At 62.7% G+C, this 23,669-nt stretch carries 20 protein-coding genes; 10 read left to right on the plus strand and 10 right to left on the minus strand.

The window, feature by feature from the left end; translation table 11 throughout:
- The first annotated feature begins 108 nt into the window (after positions 1–108).
- Positions 109–1,518: an aspartate ammonia-lyase gene (locus AC1DDO_RS14235; protein ID WP_476972103.1), complete on the plus strand. Its 1,410-nt coding sequence runs from the start codon at positions 109–111 to the stop codon at positions 1,516–1,518.
- 6 nt (positions 1,519–1,524) lie between these two features.
- Here AC1DDO_RS14235 and AC1DDO_RS14240 read toward each other — a convergent pair whose 3' ends face one another.
- On the minus strand, positions 1,525–1,992 hold the full coding sequence (locus AC1DDO_RS14240) for an Lrp/AsnC family transcriptional regulator (RefSeq protein WP_476972104.1): 468 nt from the start codon (positions 1,990–1,992) through the stop codon (positions 1,525–1,527).
- A gap of 77 nt (positions 1,993–2,069) precedes the next feature.
- Here AC1DDO_RS14240 and AC1DDO_RS14245 point away from each other — a divergent pair, with 77 nt between their 5' ends.
- On the plus strand, positions 2,070–2,837 hold the full coding sequence (locus AC1DDO_RS14245) for an HAD hydrolase-like protein (protein WP_476972105.1): 768 nt from the start codon (positions 2,070–2,072) through the stop codon (positions 2,835–2,837).
- A gap of 234 nt (positions 2,838–3,071) precedes the next feature.
- Here AC1DDO_RS14245 and AC1DDO_RS14250 read toward each other — a convergent pair whose 3' ends face one another.
- Together AC1DDO_RS14250 and AC1DDO_RS14255 are read right to left on the minus strand one after the other, a co-directional pair.
- Positions 3,072–4,826: an IS30 family transposase gene (locus AC1DDO_RS14250; protein WP_476972106.1), complete on the minus strand. Its 1,755-nt coding sequence runs from the start codon at positions 4,824–4,826 to the stop codon at positions 3,072–3,074.
- A gap of 458 nt (positions 4,827–5,284) precedes the next feature.
- Positions 5,285–5,779, minus strand: a complete 495-nt coding sequence (locus tag AC1DDO_RS14255; protein ID WP_476972107.1) for a DUF5996 family protein — start codon at positions 5,777–5,779, stop codon at positions 5,285–5,287.
- 329 nt (positions 5,780–6,108) lie between these two features.
- Here AC1DDO_RS14255 and AC1DDO_RS14260 point away from each other — a divergent pair, with 329 nt between their 5' ends.
- The 3 genes from AC1DDO_RS14260 to AC1DDO_RS14270 all read left to right on the plus strand — a co-directional run bounded on the left by AC1DDO_RS14260 (position 6,109) and on the right by AC1DDO_RS14270 (position 8,984).
- Positions 6,109–7,080, plus strand: a complete 972-nt coding sequence (locus tag AC1DDO_RS14260; RefSeq protein WP_476972108.1) for a helix-turn-helix transcriptional regulator — start codon at positions 6,109–6,111, stop codon at positions 7,078–7,080.
- 130 nt (positions 7,081–7,210) lie between these two features.
- Positions 7,211–7,978, plus strand: a complete 768-nt coding sequence (locus AC1DDO_RS14265) for an SDR family NAD(P)-dependent oxidoreductase (RefSeq protein WP_476972109.1) — start codon at positions 7,211–7,213, stop codon at positions 7,976–7,978.
- Between the two features lie 25 nt (positions 7,979–8,003).
- Positions 8,004–8,984: an aldo/keto reductase gene (locus AC1DDO_RS14270; protein ID WP_476972110.1), complete on the plus strand. Its 981-nt coding sequence runs from the start codon at positions 8,004–8,006 to the stop codon at positions 8,982–8,984.
- Between the two features lie 210 nt (positions 8,985–9,194).
- Here the strand turns inward: AC1DDO_RS14270 and AC1DDO_RS14275 are convergent, their stop codons facing one another.
- Positions 9,195–10,094, minus strand: a complete 900-nt coding sequence (locus AC1DDO_RS14275) for a helix-turn-helix transcriptional regulator (RefSeq protein ID WP_476972111.1) — start codon at positions 10,092–10,094, stop codon at positions 9,195–9,197.
- Between the two features lie 167 nt (positions 10,095–10,261).
- Here AC1DDO_RS14275 and AC1DDO_RS14280 point away from each other — a divergent pair, with 167 nt between their 5' ends.
- Genes AC1DDO_RS14280 through AC1DDO_RS14295 form a run of 4 tightly spaced genes read left to right on the plus strand, consistent with a single transcriptional unit; the run spans position 10,262 to position 14,053 of the window.
- Positions 10,262–11,758 carry an MFS transporter gene (locus tag AC1DDO_RS14280; RefSeq protein WP_476972112.1) on the plus strand — a complete coding sequence of 499 codons (1,497 nt, stop codon included), beginning with the start codon at positions 10,262–10,264 and terminating at the stop codon, positions 11,756–11,758.
- A 38-nt stretch (positions 11,759–11,796) separates the two neighbouring features.
- Positions 11,797–12,774: an aldo/keto reductase gene (locus AC1DDO_RS14285; protein ID WP_476972113.1), complete on the plus strand. Its 978-nt coding sequence runs from the start codon at positions 11,797–11,799 to the stop codon at positions 12,772–12,774.
- Positions 12,775–12,794: 20 nt separating this feature from the next.
- Positions 12,795–13,190, plus strand: coding sequence for a nuclear transport factor 2 family protein (locus AC1DDO_RS14290; RefSeq protein WP_476972114.1), 396 nt, complete (start codon positions 12,795–12,797; stop codon positions 13,188–13,190).
- A 41-nt stretch (positions 13,191–13,231) separates the two neighbouring features.
- Positions 13,232–14,053 (plus strand): SDR family oxidoreductase, encoded by an 822-nt coding sequence (locus AC1DDO_RS14295; protein ID WP_476972115.1) that lies wholly within the window; start codon positions 13,232–13,234, stop codon positions 14,051–14,053.
- 360 nt (positions 14,054–14,413) lie between these two features.
- On the opposite strand, the gene AC1DDO_RS14300 is transcribed toward AC1DDO_RS14295, so the two are convergent.
- Entirely contained in the window at positions 14,414–15,247 is an 834-nt protein-coding gene (locus tag AC1DDO_RS14300; RefSeq protein ID WP_476972116.1) for an oxidoreductase, read from the minus strand.
- Between the two features lie 90 nt (positions 15,248–15,337).
- Between AC1DDO_RS14300 and AC1DDO_RS14305 the strand changes: the two genes are divergently transcribed.
- A complete protein-coding gene (locus AC1DDO_RS14305) occupies positions 15,338–15,928 on the plus strand; it encodes a TetR/AcrR family transcriptional regulator (RefSeq protein WP_476972117.1) in 591 nt (196 codons plus the stop codon).
- Positions 15,929–16,913: 985 nt separating this feature from the next.
- On the opposite strand, the gene AC1DDO_RS14310 is transcribed toward AC1DDO_RS14305, so the two are convergent.
- From AC1DDO_RS14310 to AC1DDO_RS14330, 5 genes are all read right to left on the minus strand, one after another.
- Positions 16,914–18,146 (minus strand): amidohydrolase, encoded by a 1,233-nt coding sequence (locus AC1DDO_RS14310; RefSeq protein WP_476972118.1) that lies wholly within the window; start codon positions 18,144–18,146, stop codon positions 16,914–16,916.
- 246 nt (positions 18,147–18,392) lie between these two features.
- Positions 18,393–19,586, minus strand: coding sequence for a dipeptidase (locus tag AC1DDO_RS14315; protein WP_476972119.1), 1,194 nt, complete (start codon positions 19,584–19,586; stop codon positions 18,393–18,395).
- Entirely contained in the window at positions 19,583–20,686 is a 1,104-nt protein-coding gene (locus tag AC1DDO_RS14320; RefSeq protein WP_476972120.1) for a DUF917 domain-containing protein, read from the minus strand. Before AC1DDO_RS14320 ends, AC1DDO_RS14315 begins: the two co-directional genes overlap by 4 nt.
- Before the next feature lie 26 nt (positions 20,687–20,712).
- Positions 20,713–22,278 carry a hydantoinase/oxoprolinase N-terminal domain-containing protein gene (locus AC1DDO_RS14325; protein WP_476972121.1) on the minus strand — a complete coding sequence of 522 codons (1,566 nt, stop codon included), beginning with the start codon at positions 22,276–22,278 and terminating at the stop codon, positions 20,713–20,715.
- Positions 22,275–23,630 carry a purine-cytosine permease family protein gene (locus AC1DDO_RS14330; RefSeq protein ID WP_476972122.1) on the minus strand — a complete coding sequence of 452 codons (1,356 nt, stop codon included), beginning with the start codon at positions 23,628–23,630 and terminating at the stop codon, positions 22,275–22,277. The genes AC1DDO_RS14325 and AC1DDO_RS14330 overlap by 4 nt, the downstream gene beginning before the upstream one ends.
- Positions 23,631–23,669: the final 39 nt, after the last annotated feature.

Consider the following 23,669-nt stretch of genomic DNA (forward strand, 5'->3'; position numbering starts at 1 on the left):
GGGCGCGACCGGGCCCGGTGCCCCTCCGGTTCCTCCTGCCAAGCGGCGCACACCAATGCCACCACCCAAACTTTCACCCAGAGAAACTTCCCCAGAGGATGGAAAACCATGACCACCCGCATCGAGACGGATTCGCTCGGAAACATACCTGTACCGGCCGCGGCCTATTGGGGAGCGCACACCGCCCGGGCCCTGGAAAACTTCACCATCAGCGGGATTCCCGTCTCCCGGCACCCGCACCTGGTGCGTGCCCTGGCCATGATCAAGAACGCTGCGGCGCAGGCCAACTGCGAACTGGGCATCCTCAACCCGCGGCAGGCTTCAGCGATCCGCGAAGCATGCCGGGAGATCCAGGACGGACATCACCACGAACAATTCTGCGTGGACGTCATCCAGGGCGGTGCGGGCACCAGCACAAACATGAACGCCAACGAGGTAATCGCGAACCTTGCGCTGGAAAAACTGGGCCACCGCCGCGGGGAATACCAGCATCTGCACCCCATTGACCACATCAACCGGTGCCAGTCCACCAATGACACGTATCCGACAGCGATCAAGCTGGCACTGATCTTCGCCACCGCAGAACTAAACCACGAACTGGGCGAACTTGCCGCATCCGCCCGTGACAAGGGCGCTGAATTCGCCGGCATCGTGAAGATGGGCCGAACACAGCTTCAGGACGCCGTCCCGATGACACTTGGGCAGGAGTTCAACGCATTCGCCGCGACGCTGGAAGAAGACCGCTCCAGGCTGATGGAATCCACGGCGCTGATGCTTGAGTGCAGCCTGGGCGCCACCGCCATCGGGACCGGCATCACCGCCGAACCCGGGTACCAGCAACTCGTCCTCCGGGCGCTGTCCGAGGTCTCCGGCGTCCAGGTCGTTCCGGCCGCTGATCTCATCGAAGCGACGTCCGACGTCGGCGTTTTCATGCACCTGTCCGGCATGCTGAAACGCACCGCCATAAAGCTCTCCAAAATCAGCAGCGACCTCCGGCTGCTGTCGAGCGGACCGCAGAACGGCTTTGGCGAGATTATGCTTCCCCCGCGCCAGGCCGGATCATCAATCATGCCGGGAAAGGTCAACCCCGTCATCCCGGAGGCCATGAATCAGATTGCCTTCGCGGTGGCCGGAGCTGACACCACAGTGACGATGGCTGCAGAGAACGGGCAGCTCCAGCTCAATGCCTTCGAACCAGTCATTGCCCATGTCCTTCTTCAGAGCATTTCATGGCTCGAACAAGGATCACGCGCCCTTCGTCGATACTGCACGGAAGGCATTGAAGCGAACACCGGACGCCTCGCCCGCCAGACGGAAGCCTCGGTGGGTCTTGCCACGGCCCTAATACCGGCCATTGGGTATACCGCCGCGGCAGGAGTGGCCAAGGAAGCCCTCCAGGACGGATCAACCATTCTGGACATCGTCACCAGAAAGAACCTCTTGGACCGGGACGCAACCAGGTCACTGCTGGAATCCGCCGTGCTGCCTGTCAGAAATCCAACCATGACCGGAGTCTGATCAATTTCACTCCGTGGCGCGGGCACCTCCGGCGCCCCGCCTGATGAAACTGGAAAGCGTCATGGCCGTCACCGTGTCCGTGACTCCGGGGATAGCAGCGATCTGCTCCCAGATCTCCTGAACCCTCTCCAGCGACCGGGCCTCGACCCTCACCAGAAGATCAAAGTCACCACTCACGACATCGCACAGAACCACTTCCGGAATCGACCGCAACACGGAGATGACGTCCGCCCCCCGCACCCGGTCCTTCCTGTAAACCATCAGGAAGGCGGACACCGGGCCCTGGCCCGGGGGGCCGGCAACAATCGTGTACCCCTGGATATACCCCTGCCGCTCCATCCGATCGATCCGCTGGCGCACAGCATTCCTCGAAAGAAGGACCTTGGTCGCCAGCTCTGCATGGCTCATCCGAGCGTTCTTCGTAAGCTCCGCAAGAATCCTCTGATCTATCTGATCAAGACTCACTCGATCCATGCCTACCCTTCACAGCAATAATCCCCCGGACCCGACCGGAACGGAACCAACTTCAAGACCGAAAGCCCTCGAAAAAAATGACACACCTGCACCAGGCCCGCCCATCTCTCACTGGCATCAGCTGCATCTTGTTCGACATGGACGGAACGCTCCTGGATTCAGCACCCGGCGTTACAGCAAGTGCCGCCCAGGCCCTGGCAGCTGTCGGGGCGCCAGTCCCCTCGATGGACAAACTGCGCCGATTCGTCGGGCCACCGATGATCGACTCCTTCAGAACAGTCTCAAAACTGGACGAAAAAACCGCCCAAAAGGCCCTCCAACACTACCGCAAAGCGTACGCCGATCATGGAGCCGAACAGTCCAGCCCATACGACGGAATCATGGACCTGCTCAAACACCTGCACTCGGCCGGGATTCCAATGGCTGTCGCCACATCCAAGGTGGAAGACCAAGCAATCAGGCTCGCTCGAAAGTTTGGAATTGAAAGGCAGTTCATTGACGTATGCGGAGCGTCGGACCGCGAGGGAAGAGCGAGCAAAGCAGACGTCATCGCCGAAGTGCTGCGCCGGCTCCAATCCAAAGGCGTAGACATATCCACTCCCGCAATGGTCGGAGACCGAAGCTACGACATTGAGGGAGCAGCCAAACACGGAATCCCCACAATATTCGCACTCTGGGGATACGGGGAGGCCGAGGAAGCCTCGCAGGCCACCGCCGTTGCCCCCTCCCCTGCGGCCCTTCTGCCACTGATCCTGGATAACCGCCGCCGGTCAGCCTCGCAGCATCCCTCGTGCGATGAGTCCACGAATGCGACCAACAGGCATTCACAATCCACTGTTTGCTAGAAGCGGTGGTTTGGCCCCAGCACTGATCCGTGCCGGTTTCGCCTGCCGCATAAGCCGGTCCCCCACCGCGACATCCTCCGGCCGCACCGGCGTTGCGAGAAAATCCGATACAGCTACCGGAATCTTTGATGCCCATATACTCCGCCCGCAAAACTGTGCCACTCAGGTTGGGCGGTTTCTGAGGGTCGACGCAACAGATGCGTGTTTTCGGGTCGTTTTCCCGATGCTTTGAGGCTATCGCAGAGCGGCGGCAGGCGCGGTGCGTTCGGCTTTGAATCGTGCTGCCGGGGTGTCGTAGTCGAGGGTCTTCCGTGGCCGTTCGTTGAGCTCACGCATCACGTGAGAGACGTGCGCAGCGCTGTGAACCGCGAGGTTGGTGCCCTTGGGGAAATATTGGCGGGCCAGCCCGTTGAAGTTCTCGTTCGCGCCGCGCTGCCAGGGGCTGGAGCGTTCGGCAAAGTAGACCGGAACCCCGGTCCTCTTTGTTAGTTCCTCGTGCCAGGCCATTTCCACACCCTGGTCCCAAGTGAGCGTTCGTTTCAGGTGTGCCGGCAGCGTCGCGAACGCGCTGATTGCGGCCGCGTTGACACTCGCAGCGGTGTGATCCAGGGGCAGATTCACGATGACGCCGTACTGGGTTTTCCTTTCCCTGAGTGTCATCATCGCCGAGACTGACCCGACGCCGACGATGAGGTCCCCTTCCCAGTGGCCTGCTTCTAGCCGGGTTTCGACCTCCGCGGGCCGTTGGTCGATCATGGTCATGTTGCGGATCCGCGATCCCTGCCCGGTGCGCGTGCGCCAGCGCGTCTTGCGGACGCGGCGACCGGTGCGCAGCTTCGTGGCATACCGCTGGTGCAGGCCGTGGTCCTCACGCAGCAGCAATGCGCGGTAGATCGTTTCCGGGCACAACCGCATCGCCTGGTCATCGGGGTACGTCTTCTTCATCCATCCGCAGATTTCGTCCGGCGACCAGAAACGGTTGAGTTTGCGTTGCACGAGGGTGCGCAGCCGGGCGTTGGCGGCGAGCTTATGCACTTTTGGTCGGGCCCGTTGCAGCCGGGCGTCGTGATCGGCAGTACGGGGCAGGTAGAGGCCCTGAACGTCCCGATGACGGTCCAGTTCCCGTTTGATCGTGGAAGCGTGACGGCCCAGTTCCACCGCGATGCGTCGCATCGAGTGCCCCAGCCGCAGCAGGTCCGCGATCCGCATCCGTTCCCGCGCATCCAGGTAGCGGCCCGCGGTTACGGATGGAACTCTGATGGGTGGGATCTGGAAATTGCTGGCTCGACGCAGCTGCGTCCCCGTTCTTCTGTGCATACCAAGAAGTCTGCAGGCTTCTGCGTTGCTCACTCCGTTGCGCATCAGCTGCCAATACTTCTCGGCCCGCGCAGCACGGCGTTGCTGCGCCTCTGAGAGCACCGCACCGAGCATCTGGTCTGCATAACGTCCAGAGGAGAGAAAAGCGGCGTGCTGCGCCGCGGTCGCCGCATTTCGCTCTTTCGATAGTCGCGACAGTCGATCTTGTTCGAAGTTCAGGCTGAGACGATCCGTCAGGCGCAATTGGCCCTGGCACCGCCTTACGGTCACCTTGGACTGACGTAACTGATCGAAACGACCGTGCATCCACCGATACCCGGTCGAACGGCTCACTCCCGCTGCCTTAGCTGCCTCCCCAAGGCTTTTGCCGCGATCAAATGCCGCCCAAAACCTGGCCTCCTCGTCGACGTCGACTCGAAGATGATGGCGGTCTCTGACCTGGCCGACGTCCGCTTCCCACGCCACGAGCCGGGACGTAGTGAACCCAAGCTCCGCCGTCGTCTCGCTGGGAGTCTTGCCGCTGCGACGCAGGCGCAAGTATTCCTCGCGCAGCCAGCGGTAGCCGACCTCTTTATCGATGCCAGCATGACGGGCGGACGGTTTGAGACCGTGCCCGTGCTTTACCGAGGCAAGAAACCGGATGCCTGCTGCTGATGAGGAGCTGAGATACATGTCGAACCACCTTGAAAGAAGGTGTTGCTTCGATCGACAGAATCCCGCGTTGGACAGTCGGGACAGTTGCGCCTGTCCGCGGAGATCATTGGGCGTCCGGGCACCAACGAACAGGACCTGGCAGCGCCGCGCAAGGCGCTACGGGTCTGGGCGCCGCCGAGAACCTGATCAATGGTGACCATTGCGTGACCGGCAGGAACAGGAACGGCCGGGACAGAACGATGCCCTGACGGCTGTCCGGGAGGGCGGCACGCCGGTCGTCACCAAATCCGACCGGTTCGCCCGGCCCCGACCCGACCCGATGCTCGGGACATCATCGAGGTAATGACGAGAGTTTCCCAGGAGTTCCGGCTGCCGACAGGGATGACCATGAGGATTTGATACCCAAGTCAAAGGAAGTCATGCAGTTCCAGGCGCTCCCGGCCGTGAAGGAGTACTCAGCAACACCGCTGTCCACGTCAAGAGAAGGAGCCGCCAGACCGCAACTGCCACCAACAAAAATGGGCCCCACAGCGGCCCATCAGAGAAGATTTGTACACATTCAGTGGCCCACAAGCCCCTGAACAGGGACTTTGGTGCCAGAACAGCCGGACGGCTTCGCTGTCATAAGAGGCATACAGGTAGTCCTCGGCGAACGGTATGGTCGGTTCGACCTCGTTCGGCACCGCCCGGATGGCCATCTCGATGCCGAGCCGGTTCATGGCATCGAAGGTCTCACCATGGAATTCGGCCACCGGCTTCGGGCTGAGGTTAACGTTGGCGCTCATGCCGTTGCCGGTGCCTAGCCGCAGGACGTGCTCGGAGAATTCGAATTCCATGTCGAAGGCGTCATGGCGGTCGGGGATGGAAGACGTAGTCAAGCCGCGCGGGGTGAGGTACAGCGTCACCTGCCACCAGTGGTTCAGCATCGGAGTGTCCGCAATGCGGATCTTGCCGACAATCTGCGTCCACATGTGAGGACATCATGACATAGTTACGAGAATCACTCTGCCATCGCAAATCCAGGATTGCGCCGAAAATCCGTAACGGTACAGGTCAGGCGACTGCCTACCCGTTGAGACGTCTCGTACCTCAAGGGTTGCGAGACTGCCGGCCCTTTCATCGAAGGCTTTCAGGATCACACGCCGCACCTCAACAACGGCCTAAAACGGTCGACATACACGATCGGCTGAACCCAGTAGCAGAAGCAGTTTTACGGTTCCCACCTGTCGGACGTCCGCCGCCACTGGGGGTGTCTAACAGACACTGCCACTGCCGGGTCAGGTTGCGTAGCGTGGGGGATGTGGACCGAAGAGAAGACATCCGTGAGTTCCTGATCTCGCGCCGCGCGAAGATCAGCCCGGAGCGGGCCGGTGTCCCCAGCTATGGGGAACTGCGCCGGGTGCCGGGCCTGCGGCGAGAGGAAGTGGCGCAGCTTGCCGGCGTGAGCACCGACTACTACACCCGGCTGGAACGCGGCAGCCTCCGCGGTGTCTCCGACTCGGTCCTTGAGGCCGTGGCTTCGGCCCTTCAGCTGGATGAGGCCGAGCGGGCCCATCTGATGGACCTGGCCCGGACCGCCAACACACCTGCACGCCGGACGCCCAGGAAGCCATCCCAGCAGCGGGTTCGCCCCGGGGTGCTGCGCCTGCTGGACGGGATGAGCGGGGCAGCCGCGCTGGTGCAGAACGGCCGCTCGGACGTGCTCGCAGCCAACCTGCTGGGCAGGGCGCTGTATGCGGATGTGTTCAACTCCGGCGTGTCCTTCGGCCACGACCTTCCGGGCAGGCCGCCGAACCAGGCACGCTATCTCTTCCTCGATCCACGCGCCGGGGACCTGTACCCGGACTGGAACGCGGTTGCCGGCACCACGGTAGCCATGCTGCGCCTGGAAGCTGGCCGGAACCCGCACGACCGGGCATTGAACGAACTGATCGGGGAGCTCACTACCCGCAGCGGCCTGTTCGCCGCGCTCTGGGCCGGGCATGACGTACGGATCCACACCACGGGAACCAAGCGCTTCCATCACCCGGTGGCCGGGGCCCTGTCCCTGCAGTTCGAGACGCTGCACCTGCCCGGCGACGAAGGCCAGACCCTGTTCACCTTCACCGCCGAGCCCGGCTCGACCTCTGCAAGCGCGCTGGCGTTCCTCGCCAGCTGGGCGGCGGCGCCTTCCACCACCAAGGACGCAGAAGCGGGAACGGCCATAACTGCCCGTTCCCAGGCGCAGCCCCTCCAACCAGGCCCGGGGAAGACAGAACAACGACATAACTGACAAGACCCCGCCTTCACCGCAGTAGCAACCACTTAACGAGCATTCGGGCAACCCGCTAACAGTCTCCGTTGAACGGACTTTGCTGACGGCTGCCCAAATTCAGCCAAAACCCTATGAAAGAGAACAACCAATGACAAAAAAACTCATCGGAACTGTTGCCCTGGTAACCGGGGCCAGTAGCGGCATCGGTGACGCCACCGCCCGTGCCCTCGCCGAGCAGGGGGCGTCCGTCGCCGTCGTCGCCCGACGCAAGGACCGCCTCGACACACTCGTGGCCGAGATCGAGGCTGCCGGCGGCACCGCCTACGCCGTTCCTGCTGACATCACCGACCGAACCCAGGCTGAACAGGCCGTAGCAGAGGTTGTAAACCAATTCGGCCGCCTGGACATTCTCATCAACAACGCCGGGCTCATGCTCCTCGGACCGGTCGTCGATCAGGAGGTCGACGAGTGGGAACGGATGATCGCGGTCAACCAGAGCGGTCTGCTCTACATGACGAAGGCGGCACTCCCGCACCTGCTGGCTGCAGCGGAGGACGAACTGCGCGGCGTCGCGGACATCGTCAACATCTCCTCGATCGCCGGACGGCAGGCTTGGGCGAACTTCGCCGCGTACAACATGACGAAGTTCGGCGTGAACGGCTTCACCGAAGCGCTCCGCCAGGAGGTCACGAAGAAGCACGTCCGGGTCGGCGTACTCGAGCCCGGCGCAGTCGAAACAGAACTGATCTCACACAACAGCGACACCATCAAAGGCGACCTCGCCGTCTCCGACGCCGAGAACATCCCCGAGAAGCTGCAGCCGGAGGATATCGCCGAGAGCATCGCGTACATGGTGACCCGCCCGCGCCGATCCTCCATCGCTGAGCTGTGGGCCATGCCCACGTCCCAAGCCTGAGAACCCTACCGAAGGAGAACACAGCATGAAAAACGCACGTCTAAGGGACCTGGAAGTCTCCCGCATCGGCCTCGGCGCCATGACCATGGCCGGCACCTACACCAGCGAGGGCGCCCTGGATAACAGCGAATCGATCCGCACGATCCTCCGTGCACTCGAGCTCGGAGTCACCCACATCGACACAGCGGAGATCTACGGGCCGTTCCTGAGCGAGGAAATCGTGGGCCAGGCCATCAAGGGACGCCGTGACGAAGTGAAGATCGCCACCAAGTTCGGCCTCGTCTCCCATTCCGGTGGCGGCGCCGGTGTCACGGACAGCAGCGCAGCGAACATCCGCACGGCTGTCGAGGGATCCCTGAAGCGACTGGGCACCGACTATATCGACCTCTACTACCAGCACCGGGTTGACCGGAACACGCCCATCGAAGAGACCGCCGGGGCCGTTGCGGACCTGATCACCGAGGGTAAGGTACTGCATTTCGGTCTGTCCGAGGCCTCCCCGGACACAATCCGCCGGGCACACACCGTGCAGCCCGTCTCGGCCCTGCAAACTGAGTACTCCCTGTGGACCCGCGACGTCGAAGACGAGATCCTGCCGCTGCTGCGTGAACTGGGCATCGGCTTCGTCCCCTACTCGCCGCTCGGGCATGGTCTGCTCACCGGGCAGATCCGGACGGTGGAGGATTTCGCCGATGATGACTGGCGCAAAACCAACCCGCGCTTCACGGGGGAAAACTTCGTCCGGAACCTGCGCATCGTCGACGAAGTCCAGAGCATCGGCGCGGAGATTGACGCCACCCCAGCCCAGACAGCCCTCGCCTGGCTGCTGACCCGTGGGAACGACATCGCCCCGATCCCGGGCACCCGCCGCGTATCCCGTGTGGAGGAAAACACCGCAGCCGATACCGTCGAGCTCACCGCAGACCAGCTCGAGCGCCTGAATTCACTCCAGCCGGCAGCAGGGGCGCGGCACGACGACGCCAATATGGTCTCGATCGACCGCTGATCCCTGACCGCGGGGGTCCCTCACTGGGGACGTTCAGTGCTCCAGTTGGGGGGCCTTCTCTGGGCAAACACATTGGTCAGTTTCCGAAATCGTCTGCATCTATTGTCCGAAGCCGCCTGCATCGAGCCGCTGCGTCATTCTGGCGCTCGTATGGGCGGGTGCCGCAAGTTACTTGCGGGCGCGCGCACCTGTACCGGTTCGAGTTGCCGGTTAACCGGCGGTGTGGTCGGCGGGCAGGTCAACGGTATTGAGTTTGGCCTCGCTGCGGACTGTGGCGGCCCAGGTGGCGAGAAGGTTGAGTGCGTCGTGGCCCGGGGTGCCCGGTTCGGCGCTGTAGGCGATCAGGGTCAGGCCCTCATCGCCCGGGAGTTGCATGGCCTGGAAGGTCAGTTCGAAGTCCCCGACGATGGGGTGGCGGAAGGGTTTCACTCCGGTGCGGTGGAGCCGGACGTTCTGGGCGGCCCACATGGTCCGGAAGTCCTCGCTCTTGGTGGAGAGCTCTCCGATGAGGTCTGAGAGGTCGCGGTTGTGGGGATCGCGGGCGGCTTCCTGCCGGAGGATGGCCACGACGTCCTGGGCCATTGATCCCCACTCGGGCAACTGGTCCCGGGAACCCGTATCAAGGAAGACGAAACGTGCGAAATTCTGGGGCGGCTCCGGCTCGTCGCCGTTGGGGTGGTAGAGCGCCCGGGCCAGGGCGTTCATGCCGAGGACATCGAGCCGGCCATTCTGGACGAAGGCCGGGATGCCGGTCATGCCGTCGAGAAGATGTTGAATACTGGGGCTGAGCTTCTGCGGCACGCGCCGGCGCTGCCGGGGCCGTTTGAGGTTTGATGCGCGGGCGAGGTCGAAGAGGTAGGTGCGTTCGGCGTCGTCGAGTTTCAGGGCCCGGGCGAGGGATTCGAGGATGCTGTCGGAGACGCCGGTGAGGTTTCCGCGCTCGAGTCGGTTGTAGTAATCAATGCTCATCCCGGACACTGCTGCGAGTTCCTCGCGGCGGAGCCCGGGCACCCGGCGCAGGCCCCCGTACACGGGCAGCCCTGCCATTTCAGGGCTGATCCGGGCACGGCGCGACTTAAGGAAATCGCTCACTTCACTGTTGTTGCTCACCTTTTCCACGGTACGCGCGAACAAGCCGCTGGTGGGAGGTACGGCTATTACATGGAACACCAGCCACTACCTCGGGTTCGGGCATGGCGGTTGACTGGATGACGGAGGGACGCAAAAGCGCTTTCTCATCTCTCCCCCGCCACCAAGACTTCTTTGGAGAACCCTGAATGACTGACTTCTCTGCCGTGAAGGCAGCGGATCCCACGCGGAGACGCCGCTGGATAGCCTTGGTGTTCATCTCGATCGCCCAGCTGATGGTGGTCTTCGACGCCTCGATCATGAACATTGCCCTCCCGCAGGCCCAGACCGATCTTGCGTTCAGCGACGCGGACCGCCATTGGGTGATCACCGCCTACAGCCTCGCTTTCGGGGCGCTGCTCCTTCTTGGAGGGCGGGTCTCGGACCAGTGGGGCCGCCGGCGCGCCTTCATCGTGGCCCTCGTGGGCTTCAGCCTGGCCTCCGTCCTCGGCGGCATCGCCCCCAATATCGGGGTGCTTCTGGCGGCCCGCGTCCTGCAGGGCGTGTTCGCGGCGCTCCTCGCCCCGGCCGCGATGTCGCTGCTCTCGGTGACTTTCCCCACCGGCAGGGAACGGGCCACCGCATTCGGCGTTTTCAGCGCCATCGCCGGAGCCGGCGGCGCCATCGGTCTGCTCCTCGGTGGCGTGCTAACCGAGTTCGCGACCTGGCGGTGGACGCTGCTGGTCAACACGGTCTTCGGCGCGGTCGCCATCTTCGGTGCAATCACCTACATCCGCGAAGCCCGCGACGATTCTCCCCGCGAACGGCTCGATGTCCCGGGCACGCTGCTCGCATCTGCCGGTCTGGCAGCCCTGGTATTCGGACTCAACCGGGCCGAGACCGACGGCTGGGGCGCCGGTCTCACCGTCGCGTCATTCGTTGCCGCCGTCGTGCTGCTGGCCGCGTTCGTCGTCGTGGAGACCTGCGCCGCGGCTCCGTTGCTGCCGATGCGGGTGATCCTGGACCGGAACCGGGGAGGTGCCTACCTCAGCGCGGCCCTGGCCATGGCCGGGAACTTCACCCAGTTCCTCTTCCTGACCTATTACATGCAGGTCGTCCTCGGCTTTTCGCCGCTTCTGACCGGCGTCGCGTTCCTTCCCCTCGTGGCCTGCCTGATCTTTGGCTCAACCCAGATCGGGACCCGGCTGATCGGCAGGCTCCCGGCCCGCTGGCTCATGGGTGCCGGCTACCTGGTCGGCGCGGCCGGCATGTTCTGGCTGACCCGGCTCACCGTCGAGAGTGCCTACTGGCCCGTGGTGTTCCCCGCCAGCGTCGTCATGGGCCTGGGCCTGGGAACCGCCTTCATGTGCTCAATGGTGATCGCCACCAACGGCGTCGAGCCACTGGACACCGGAGTCGCCTCAGCCATGGTGAACACCTCCCAGCAGATCGGCGGCGCCGTCGGCACGGCCCTCATGAGCACCATCGCAGCCGCCGCGACCACGGCTTGGGCGGCCTCGAAGCCGGCAGGAAGAGGCGTCATGGATCAGGCCGCCGTGCACGGGTATGTGTCCGCGTTCTCGTGGGCGGCCGGAGCCATGGTCCTTGCCGCGGTTGCCGCGTTCGTTCTCATCCGCTCCGGCGGCCGGACAGGCTCGGCCCCGAACACCGCAGTCACACCGGCCGCGCCCGCACTCACACACTAGACACTTCAGCCAACACGGAAACTAAGGGAGATACTTCGATGGAATACACACGATTGGGCACGTCGGGCTTGAAAATCAGCCGCGTTGCGCTGGGCTGCATGAGCTTCGGCGACACGTCACGGATGCCCTGGGCCCTGGACCAGAAGGCAGCGGAACCCCTGTTCAGGCAGGCCCTGGATCTTGGGATCACGTTCTGGGACACCGCGAACATCTACGGGCACGGCAGCAGCGAGGAGATCGTCGGCCACGCCATCACCGAGTACAGCCGCCGCGAGGACATCGTCCTCGCCACCAAACTCTTCTCCAAAATGCACGAGGGCCCGGGCGGGAAGGGCCTGTCCCGCAAGGCCATCATGGAGCAGGTCGACGCGTCCCTGACCCGGCTCGGCACCGACTACATCGACCTCTACCAGATCCACCGTTTCGATCCCGAAACTCCGGTCAAGGAAACCATGGAAGCCCTGCACGACCTGGTGAAGGCCGGCAAAGTCCGCTACCTCGGCGCCTCGTCCATGTGGGCCTGGCAGTTCGCCGCGATGCAGCACGCCGCCGACCTGAACGGGTGGACACGCTTCGTGTCCATGCAGGACCAGTACAACCTCATCATGCGCGAAGAAGAACGCGAGATGTTCGGGCTCCTCGCACACCAGGGCGTCGGCAGCATCCCCTGGAGCCCCCTGGCCGCCGGCCGCGTCGCACGGCCCTGGGGTGAGCAAGGGACCAACCGGTCCGCCACCAACCCCGACACGGACTTCAACGGCCGCCCGCTCTACCTCGACAGCGACAAGAGCATCGTTGACGCCGTCCAGAAAATCGCAGAGAAACGCGGCCTCTCCATGGCCCAGGTCGCCCTGGCCTGGGTCCTGAAAAACCCCGTCGTCAGCGCACCCATCGTCGGCGCCACCAAGGAACACCACCTCACCGACGCCGCCGGTGCCCTCGACATCGACCTCACCGAGGACGAAGTGACGGCCCTCGAAAAGCACTACGCACCCCGGCAGCCGACCTACTACTGAGGAGGCCGGAAAGGATCACCATGCCACTTTCAGATGCGGCGCCAGGCCCGGACGCCGACGAAGCCGACATTCTTACCGCAGAGCGGAAACGGAACCAGTTGCTGGTGGAACAACGCACCGATGAACTCGATGAGTTGCTCAACCCCCACTTCGTGGCCGTGCACATCACCGGGTATGAACAGACCAAAGCCGAGTGGCTGGCTCAGATCCGGTCCGGGCAAATGCGCTATCACGACATCCAGGAGCTCTCCGCCACCGTCACCATCGACAAGGACTCAGGTGTCGCCGTCACACGGAACCTGATCGACGCGACCATCTACGGCTCCCGCGCGACCTGGCCGCTGGAGTCCACCACCACCTACGTCCGCGTCGGCGGTATGTGGAAAGCCAGCCACTCCCAGACACGAACCTTCTAACAACAACCCAAAAACCAAACGAAAGTTAAGAGGAAACAACCATGGCAGCAGAAGTAGCAGTCATCATCGGCTCGGGCAGCATCGGAGTAGCGATCGGTCGAGTCGCCGGCATCGGCCGGAAGGTCCTGCTCGCTGACTACAGCGAGGAAACCATGAACTCCGTCGCCGATCAGCTCCGCGGCGAAGGCTACGAGGTCACCACCCACCCGATCGACATCTCCAACCACGACGCCGTCGCGGCCCTGGCCGACGCCGCAGCAGCCCTGGGCGACGTCACCCGCGTCGTGCTCGCCGCCGGGGTGTCCCCGGTCCAGGCAACCACCGACCGGGTGATGCACGTCGACCTTCTCGGCACCGCCTACGTCCTCGAAGAATTCGGCCGGGTCATCGCCGCCGGCGGCTCCGGCATCGTCATCTCCAGCATGGCCGGCCACATGGGCGACGGCTATCCCCGCGAGATTGAACACGCACTGGCATATACACCGACGGCAGAACTTCTGGAGCTGCCGTTCCTCGCCGCCGAGAAAGTGGGCGACTCCGGCGCCGCCTACACCCTCGCCAAGCGCGGCAACGCCCTGCGCGTCCAGGCAGCAGCCACCACCTGGGGTGAGCGCGGGGCACGCATCAACTCCCTGAGCCCCGGCATCATCTCCACCCCGCTCGCCCAGGATGAGATGTCCGGACCGTTCGCCGAAGGCTACCGCACCATGATCCGGACCTCGGCCGCCGGGCGCATGGGCACCCCCGCCGAAGTGGCTACCACCGCGGCGTTCCTCCTCGGACCCGAAAGTGCCTTCATCACCGGCTCCGACCTCCTCATGGATGGCGGGGTCATCGCAGCCATGCGGGCCGGGCAGCTCTAGGATCTGACTCCGAGGCCAACACTCCAGCTGTCGACAGCTGGGGTCAATTCGGATTATCCACGGCTGGAATCGGGAGCCATTGGGGCAGCTCCCTAACAGCCGCAGCGGTGGATAACCCATGAGGACTGTCCCCGGTTGTGGGCAGCGGGACCGTGCTGAAACCCCAGATCTCCCTACGTGGTCCGTGGGCCTGCGAGCTCCCGTTCTGCCCTGTACCAGCTGCCGTGGATAGGTTCAGAACCGTGTTTGGGGCTAACCGCGATCAGCTGCCCGGGCGTTCCGAGCTTGCACTTCCTGCAGAATACGCTCGGCCAGGTTCAGCCAGCCAGTGACCGGCATGCGCCGTACCCCTGTCTTCAGTTAGGTGCGCTGGAGTCCGACGGCGCGGGTGATGAGGGCGTCGAACTGGCGGTCGCTGAGCAGGCCCCGGGCGGTGATCAGTGGCTTGGCACCGTATCCGACGGCGTAGCGGGTCTTGGGAGTTGCGGCGGTCACAGCCTTTCCGATTGCGTCGGCGATGACCGACGGCGGTGAGTTGCGGTTCCCGTTGGTCTCTGAGCGCAGCGACTTCGCGACGGCCTCCGCGTGTGGGGCGTAGGGGCCGTTACCGGAGGTGGCCTCCAGGTTGTCGGCGGCGATGCCGCCCCACTCGGTCGCAATGCCGCCGGGCTCTATGACGACGACGTTGATGCCGAAGGGCTTGACCTCCAGGCGGAGGCAGTCACTGAGTGCCTCGAGCGCGAACTTCGTGCCGTGGTACCAGCCGCCCAGCGGTGTGTAGATCTTTCCGCCCATCGAGGTGATGTTCACGATCGAGCCCGAACGCTGCGTGCGCATGTGCGGCAGCACCAGCTGCGCCAGCCGCATTGCTCCGAAGACGTTGACCTCGAACTGGCGCCGGCCCTCGTCGATGTCGACATCCTCGAGCGCACCGTAGGAGCCGTATCCAGCGTTGTTGACCAGGACGTCGATGCGGCCGGTTTCGGTGAGGATCTGGTCGATGCCTGCCTTCATGGACTCGTCGTCGGTGACATCCATCGCCAGCGGGCGGATGCCGTCGGCCGCAAGGCTCTTCAGGCGGTCGGTGCGCCGTGCCGCCCCGTAGACGGTGAAGCCGAGGCTCGCCAGTTTCCTGGCGGTCGCCTCCCCGATCCCGGAGGATGCGCCGGTGACAAGTGCGGTCTTGGTGGTCATGGTGGTGCTCCTGACGTAAGATGAATCGTGGTTCACTTAAATAATGAACCCGCATTCACCTTCGCGCAAGTCCTGGTAGGAGAACTTTTCGTGACCACACAGCAGCGGCCCATGCGAGCCGACGCGATACGCAACCGTGCAAAGATCCTCGACGCCGCCCGCGCGGAAATCGCCGCCCAGGGCCCTGACGTTGGCATGGAGGTCATCGCAGCCACCGCGGGGGTGGCAGTCGGAACTCTGTATCGTCACTTCCCGACGAAGACCGACCTGGTGGGCGCGGTTCTGGCCGAATACATCGGACAGATCACCACGGAAGCCGAAGCCGCCCTGGAGCGCGTCCGCGAAGGCGCATCCCCGCTGGCGGTGATCATCGCCTTCCTGCACGAGGTAATCCGCATTTCGGCGATAAACGAAGCGGCGAAGTCGGCAGCGCCGGCGTTGGGTGCCGCTGCGAACGTCGACGAGACACGTGCAGCGACGGCACTGTCCGCACTTATCGACCGGGGAATCGCGGCCGGGCAGATCCGGCCCGACCTCACCGTCGCCGATATCTACGTCCTCATCTCCTCCGCACCACTGGATCAGCCCGAGCCGGTCCGCGAACGGTGGGCCGGACTCGTCCTCCCCTGCCTCACCGCCGACGCCGCCCACATCAACGTCGACGAGGTTGCACGACGGTAAAGCAGCAACCGGGGCAAGGAACAGCGGTCACGATCCCGGTCCGCCCGAGCAGCGAATCGAGGAGAGAAATCGCCCAGAAATCCCAGCGGTCATGTCACCAGCACAACCCCGCGGCATGAATAGGTACAAGACCAATCACGGCCCCCAGGACAAGTCAGAAAGGGTACCCGGATGACCGCAGATCCCAGCAGGCGGAGGACTCATTGGCCGGGGCTCTGCTCCCGCCACCCACACAACAGAACAGGCCACGCGGCGGCCAGGCCAAAGACCGCAACAAGCGTCAGAGGGACCCGAGCAGGGTCAATGTACACACGTTAAAGCAAAAACCCCCTCTGACGAGGGGGAATGCTGTGCCCGAGGTGGGACTCGAACCGGGCTCCACACGCCGGAAACCCGCCGCTTCCCCCGAGAACCTCCCCAATCCGGCGCAGTCCGGCACCGGTACGGCCCGATCCGAAGCCCCAGGTGTGCACACTGTGCACACCCTCTTTATTGACCACTTCGCTGCACCGTCCGGATAAGAGCCGCGGCCTTAAGAACCGGAAAGTCTTGCCTGCTGCGCAACTTCATTCCGCCGCGTATCACCAACCCCAAGTGCCGTGGCCGGGTCCCGGCGAACGGCGTCCACCGATCACCGACGCCCGGCGCACGTCTCAGGCCCGGAATCAACAAGAATCATGACGCTTCACCTCCGTTCAGACATCTCATCGCCGAAAGAACGGAGACCTGCAAGACGACTCTGCCTAAGGAATATGGAGTGTCGGCAGCCAAGCTCAGCGCGACGAGGGTGTCCGAACTCTTCACGGCATCCAGTGTCACCGTCATAACCAGCTCATTCGTGCCAGGCACGACGCTTGGCATGTCGAACCGGATACACCGCTAATTCCACAGTCCCGACTTCACCAGGCAAGTAGCGGTCGCGAATCGGCGGGGAACTGCACCGCAGGCCCGGGTCCTGCTTTTCAACAAAGGCGCACGGGGGCTGTCAGCATCCAAGTTTGGACAGGATCGCCGTCATTGCAGCCCGGACGCCAGTGCTCAGGGTGGGTTCCAGGGCGGGGGCGAAATGTGGCGAGTGGTTGCCGGCGATGTGCCCGTCAGCCGTGAGCGTCTCGGCCGTATAGCCTCCGAAGGTCCAGTAAACCGAGGGAACAGAGATAGCTGTTGCGAGTGTCCCGAAGTCTTCACTGGCCATCATCGGCGGAATCTCGCGGACCTCTTCCTCTCCGATCACGACCCGAAATTCCTGGATAAGTTGATCTGCCGCCGCCGGATGGTTGTAGCACAGCGGAAAAGAATACAGCTCCTCAATCTCAGGGGGCGGCGCGGAGGAGGCTTCTGCCTCTGCGCGGATGATTCGGCGGATTGATGCCAGCACGGCCTCGCGCACTTTCTGGTCGAAGGTCCGTACGTTAATGGTGAACTCGGCAATGGCGGGAATGATGTTTTCCTTCAGGCCCCCGTGGAAGGTTCCGATTGTCACGACTGCGGACTGTCTGGGGTCCAGCTCACGCGAAACGATGGTCTGCAGCCGGACCAACATGTAGGCCCCGAGCACGATCGGGTCGATCGCTTCTTGGGGCTGGGAACCATGCGCCTGACGCCCGTGCACGGTGACCTTCCAGGAATCGGCCATGGCCATAGCGGTACCGCGGCTGATGCTTACCGTGCCCGCCAGACTCGGCACGACGTGCTGGCCATAGATTATCTCCGGTTTGGGAGCCCGGTTCCACAGACCATCGTCGACCATCGCCTGGGCTCCGGCGGCCGTCTCCTCCCCCGGCTGGAAGAGGAAGACGACTGTCCCGGTCCAGGCATCGGTGGCACCCGCGAGCAAGGCCGCCGCAGTCAGCGCTGCGGTGATGTGCGTGTCATGGCCGCAGCCGTGCATTACCGGAACCTGAGTCCCGTCGGCCAGGGCACCGGTGGCCTGACTGGCGTAATCAAGTCCTGTTTCCTCCTTGATCGGCAGACCGTCGATGTCGGCCCGGAAACCCACGACTGGTCCCTCGCCGTTGCGCAGTATGCCGACGACGCCCGTCCCGCCACAGCTAAAGGTCTCGGCTCCGGTGGCAGTGAGATGGTCGGTAATGAGCCTTGCGGTCCGATGTTCCTGCATGGACAGTTCGGGGTTCGCGTGCAGATGGCGGTACAACTTGTGCATCCGGACAGTCTCGTCGTCGGTGAGTTCCAGATCCCGCAATGGATTGCCAATCATGTGTTGTCCTTCTTCGATTGGGTATTTTTACTGTCCACAGAAGATTTAGTCGGGTCCGCCAGCCATCATGGGCCGGCTGTGGAACGATTGAGGGATGGCGGCAGTCCGCTGGGGGCGCTCCAACCGCTGGGAAGAGCCCGCGCAGCGGGGTCGGTGGAGGGCGATCCCAGGCTCCAATGCGGTTGCCTCGTCATAGCCTGGGCAGCTTCCTCGCTGATTTTGCCCGCCTTACGCCAGCGGCAGACATCAGCGTTGGTGGGCGATTTCTGCATGCTGCCGGGACGGACCGATCAGATCTTGATTCGCGGCCGCCTCCGTATCCTCCAGCACCCGGAGGACATTGCCGAAAGCGAGGCTGCGCAGATCAGCAGGGGACCAGCCCCGTTCGGCTAGTGCTTCAATGACCGTCGGGTAGCTTGATACCCCGGAAATTCCGCGGGGCAGGTGTTCGATGCCATCGAAGTCCCCTCCAATGCCGAGATGCCGGGGTCCTACTACTTCGCGTGCATGTTCCATGTGTCTAACGATGTCGGCGATGGTGGCCTGCGGAGCCTGGTTCTGCGACGTCCACCGGGCAAGTTCTGCGGCGGCCGCGATGTCCTCTTCCACCTGGCCTGCATGGAACCCTGTCCGAAGGCCGAGTCTCTGCCGGACTTCATCAGAACGTCGCTCATAGTCCGCGCAGGCCTCTGAGATGAAGGCGGGAACGAAGGTAAGCATGAGCACACCGTTGTTTCCAGGCAATCTCTCGAGCACGGCATCCGGCACGTTTCTGACGTGGTCGGTGACGCTGCGGCAAGATGAATGGGAGAAAATTACAGGAGCAGCGCTCGTATTCAGCGCGTCATGCATCGTCTGCTCGGCTACGTGAGATAGATCCACTATTAGACCGAGACGGTTCATTTCGCCGACCACGCGTCTGCCGAAGTCGGTGAGCCCATGGTCGACCTGTTCGCCCGTCGCCGAGCGCGCCCAGGGCGTGTTGTCGTTATGTGTGAGAGTCATGTAGCGGACGCCGACACGTCTCATCATCCGAAGCACGCCAAGGGACGCGTCGATGGAATGCCCTCCTTCTATGCCCATCAGCGAGGCAATTTTTCCCTCTGCGACGGCGGTTCTTACGCCGGCGGCAGAATCCACCAGACTGAAGGTTTCGGGATTCTTAGAGACGATCCGGTGTACGCAGTCGATCTGTTCGAGGGTCGCCACGACGGCGTCGGCCGGCAGCATGTTGGACGGGACGAAGACCGACCAGAATTGCGCACCGACCCGGCCTTCCCGGAGCCGCGGAATGTCTGTGTGCAGGCGGGGCTGGTGCTGCGATAAGTCGATCTCCTCGACGCGGGAATCGAATTTTTGCCGCAGAGCCCAAGGCAAGTCGTTATGGCCGTCAAATATCAGGGTGTCGGCCAGCGCGGAATGAGTCCGAAACGATGTCATCGGGCGGCGCTCAATTCCTCTAGGGCAACCCATGGCTCATGGAGTCCGAAAGCCTGGGGGCCAAAGACTTGCAGCGCTTCCGGGGTCCGCATGATCGCAGGAGTAGAGATTCCGTAGACGGCAACCCGCTGTCCGAACCGCAGGGCCTCGGAAGTGATGGGTGTGCCCAGGTCAACATCAACTATCGTAATAAGGTCCGGAACGATGGCGACCACCGCACCATTCTTGTGTGCAATGACGTTCTCGTTCCGGAACTGGATCCGCATCTCGTCGCCACCATCAAACGACTCCACAGTGGCAAACCCTTGGGTGAACCCGTCCCTAACGAACCTCTCAACGTCAACGATTTTTCCCCGCATGAGCACGGTTCCATGACCGTATATTGTGTCCTTCAGGAAGGCACTGAGTTCTGCCAGCGGATCAAGATGTTTGTCCTTGGCCTTACGCAAAGTCCGGCCGATATTGAGGGCCAGTGTGACGGTGTTGCGGATCGCAGTACGCTTGACGTCTGCTCCGCTCATTGGATACTCGGCGATGTATGCCGCGCCCCCCATCTTGATGGTGACCGCGCGGGCGAAAGTCTCCATCCTCTGGTTGTCCTGGCCGGTATCGACGATGCACGTGTGCCCGTTTTCGTCAGAAACAGCGAGCGGTGATCCGGACACTCCATAGACTCCGAACGTTTCCATTTGAAGCTCCGGGAAGGCTCGCCCCATTCCGTCGCCGTCCACCACCGGGATACCCGCTTCGGCGGCGACGACCAGAGGAATCATGGAATTCAGTCCGCCGCACTCCATGGGGATTGTTGCATCGGCTGTTTTTCCAAGGTGTTTCTCCAAGGCACGGAGCGACCGGACTGCCTCAGTGCCGGCGGGGACTTTCTCGACTACGACAGTCGGAGCGCCCATCATGGCCGTGGAAATGACAAAGTCATCGTCATCAAGTTCGGTCGGATCGAGGATTTCGATCTTCTTTCCGTTTTTGAGGCATTCCTCGACGAGGAGGCGGCCGATGAGCGGATCTCCGCCGCCGCCGGTACCCAGTATTGCTGCGCCCCGCGCCAGGTCAGGGACGTCGTCTAGTGACAGATAGAAACTCATGTTGTTCTTCCTTCTACTTCTTGCAGTCAGCGTCCCGTGTGGGGCTGTTTCGACGCCGGCAGGTCGCCGACCGCTTTGACGCGTACCCGGGACGCGTTTCCTGGCAGATAGGCCAGAGGCAGCTCATCGATCTCTACGATTTGGACAGTGCTGGCTTTGGCTCCGGCAGCTATGGCTTTGCTGATTGCTTCCTCCCTGGCTTGGTCGAGCACTTCTTCGCGTTTTCCTGCCGGGATAGCAAAGATACGGTCGACTTCGCCGCCGACTTGGGCAATTGCGGCGCCGATGGCATTCGCCACTCCGGAGTGCCCCGGACGGGCAACGTCACTGGCGCAGGCCATCTGTTCTGGTACTAGGAACGCACCGCCGCCAACTGCGACCACCGGGACTAGGTCGGAACTGGTGCGCATCCGGTCCACCGTCTCCGCGATCCTTCGGTGGATTTCGACTTTGGCCGCCTTCACCATGGAAGGATCCAGATGGCTGACACGGCCGGGGTCACCGATCTCCGCATCACCCGCCGCGACCATGATGTCGGTCGCCGTCAGAGTTTTGCCTCCGAAAACGAGCGCCTCCTCCGTGACCCTGTAGCCAACGCTGTCCGGCCCGACGGTCACACCGTTGTCGAACCTGATGCGGCTGCCGCCGCCGAGGCCGACGGACAACACATCCGGCATACGGAAGTTGGTTCGGATTCCCGCCACCTCGATTTCTGTTGCCGCCTCGCGGGGAAAGCCGGACTGGAGAACTCCGACGTCCGTCGTTGTTCCGCCAACGTCCACCACTATGCAGTCTTTGAGGCCGGAGAGGTAGGCGGCGCCGCGCATTGAGTTGGTCGGTCCTGAGGCAAAGGTGGCCACTGGGTATTTTCGGGCGAAATCGACATCCATCAATGTACCGTCGTTCTGGCTCAGGAACAGCGGGGCGTGGATGTTTAGCGCCACCAGGGATTGATCGAGTGAGGAACACACATCTGCTGAAAGCTCACGGAGGGCGGCATTGATGATTGTTGCATTTTCCCTCTCGAGGAGCCCCACCCTGCCGATTTCGTTGGAAAGGCTGACCGGAAGTTCCGGGAACTCGGCGTTTATGATTTCCGCTGCCCTCTGTTCAAACTCCGAGTTGACTGGGGAAAAAACGGACGAGATTGCGAAGCTGCGTGCCCCTTTGGCTACGGCGTCCTGGGCTGCCCTGCGTATCTCGTCAGGATCGATCGGAGAGATTTCCCGTCCGTCGAACTCATGACCGCCGTGGCACATGTAGGGCAAGGCGTGCAGCGCTTCAGTAATCCGTGCCGGCCAGCCGACGAACGGGGGCAGCCCGCCCGTTGCAGGAAGTCCGAGCCGGATTGCCGCCGTCGGTGCCAGCCGATCGGCTTCGACAAGTGCATTGATGAAATGGGTGGTGCCGATCATGACGGCGTCTATGTCGGCAGGATCAAAGGAGTACGCACTCTGTAGTCGGCGGAGGGACCCGGTAATCCCCTGTCCCACGTCACTCATTGTCGGACTTTTTACACCTGCGAGAACCTCGCTTCCGTCAATGAGTACCGCGTCCGTGTTGGTCCCGCCGACATCGATGCCTATCTTCACTTGTAGTCCTCCTGCAGTGCGCGTTCTTCAGTAATCGATCGGCGTGAGAGCGCCTCTTCGGATGTGCCTTTGATCAGGCCGAGTTTGCCCGCGATGACGTAGAGAATCAGCGAAGCGCCAAGCGAATTCAGGGACCCTACCCCCCAGGGCAGGAACGTTCCGATCAGCACCGAGGCGGCCCAAACCACCAGGGTCCCGATGACCCACGTTGGCTCTGTTGCCGGCAGGCCGGGGGCAGATGCGGATAAGACGCTTCGCCATTTCTTTACGATGTAGTATTCGGCGACCATGATGCCGGCGATGGGGGGAAACGTGACTCCGAGCAGGATCAGGAAACCCACAAAGTAGTTGAGAATTCCGGCAGCAGCGAGTGCGCTGCCCAGGATCCCGATAAAGATGGTGACGCTCGTGCGGCTCACTCGCTTCTTGAATACTGTCTCGACGAAGTTCACAATGCCCAGGGATGCCGAGTACAAGTTCCAGTCATTCATCTTAATCGTGCCGGCAACGATGATGATTGTGCCGACGAACCCGCTGCTGGAGGTGACAATTGCAATGATGTCGTTGGTCTTGAGTGCATGGGCAAGGAGAACACCGGCGATGGCCACCATGAATTCCCCCAGGGTGACGCCGAGCAGTGTCTGCTTGACGACATCGGAGGGTCTGCGGTTGAAACGCGTCATATCGGGGGTGATGACCATGCCGACAATGAATCCGCCTGCCACCAGTGTTGTCCCGGCGGCCAGGCTAAGGACCGGTCCCGGAGCCGGCTGGTTAACCAGATCGCCGAGGTTGTGCCTTTGCAGCTCAGAGACAATCGACCAACCGGCGAGCAGGAGGAACGCGGGGATCGTAATGTAAGCGGTCCAGGCCATGCTCTTGAAGCCGTAAATGACTATCGTCGTCACGGCACCGCCAACCACAAGGGCCCACGCCCACGCGGGAATAGCGGGCGCCAGCTTGGCAAGCCCTTCAGCGGCCACGCCGCTTTGGACACCAAACCATCCGACGAGGCTAAGTGAGATGAACAGGGCGATGATGCTGGATCCATGGCGTCCAAAGCCGGTCCATCTAGCGAGAATCGAAGTTGAGAGGCCTTCTTTTTGGCCAAGGATTCCCGTCATGATGGCAACCACCTCCAGGATCACTGATCCAAGGAAGATAGCGAGCAAGGCGGTGGGAAAGTCCATTCCAAATCCCAGGGCTGCCCCCAGAAGGAACTGAGAAAGCGCTGACATCTGGCCGAACCTTTGAACGGCCACCGACCACCAGCTGTAGCGGGCGTGCTCGGGAACACGCTCCAGGGCGTAGTCGTCCTCCCCCGCGTGTTTCTTATCGGTAGTTGTTGCCATCGGTGCTCCTTGGCTATGAGGTCCTACCCGGGAAGAGAT

The sequence above is a fragment of the Arthrobacter sp. 10N43 genome, assembly GCF_056394525.1.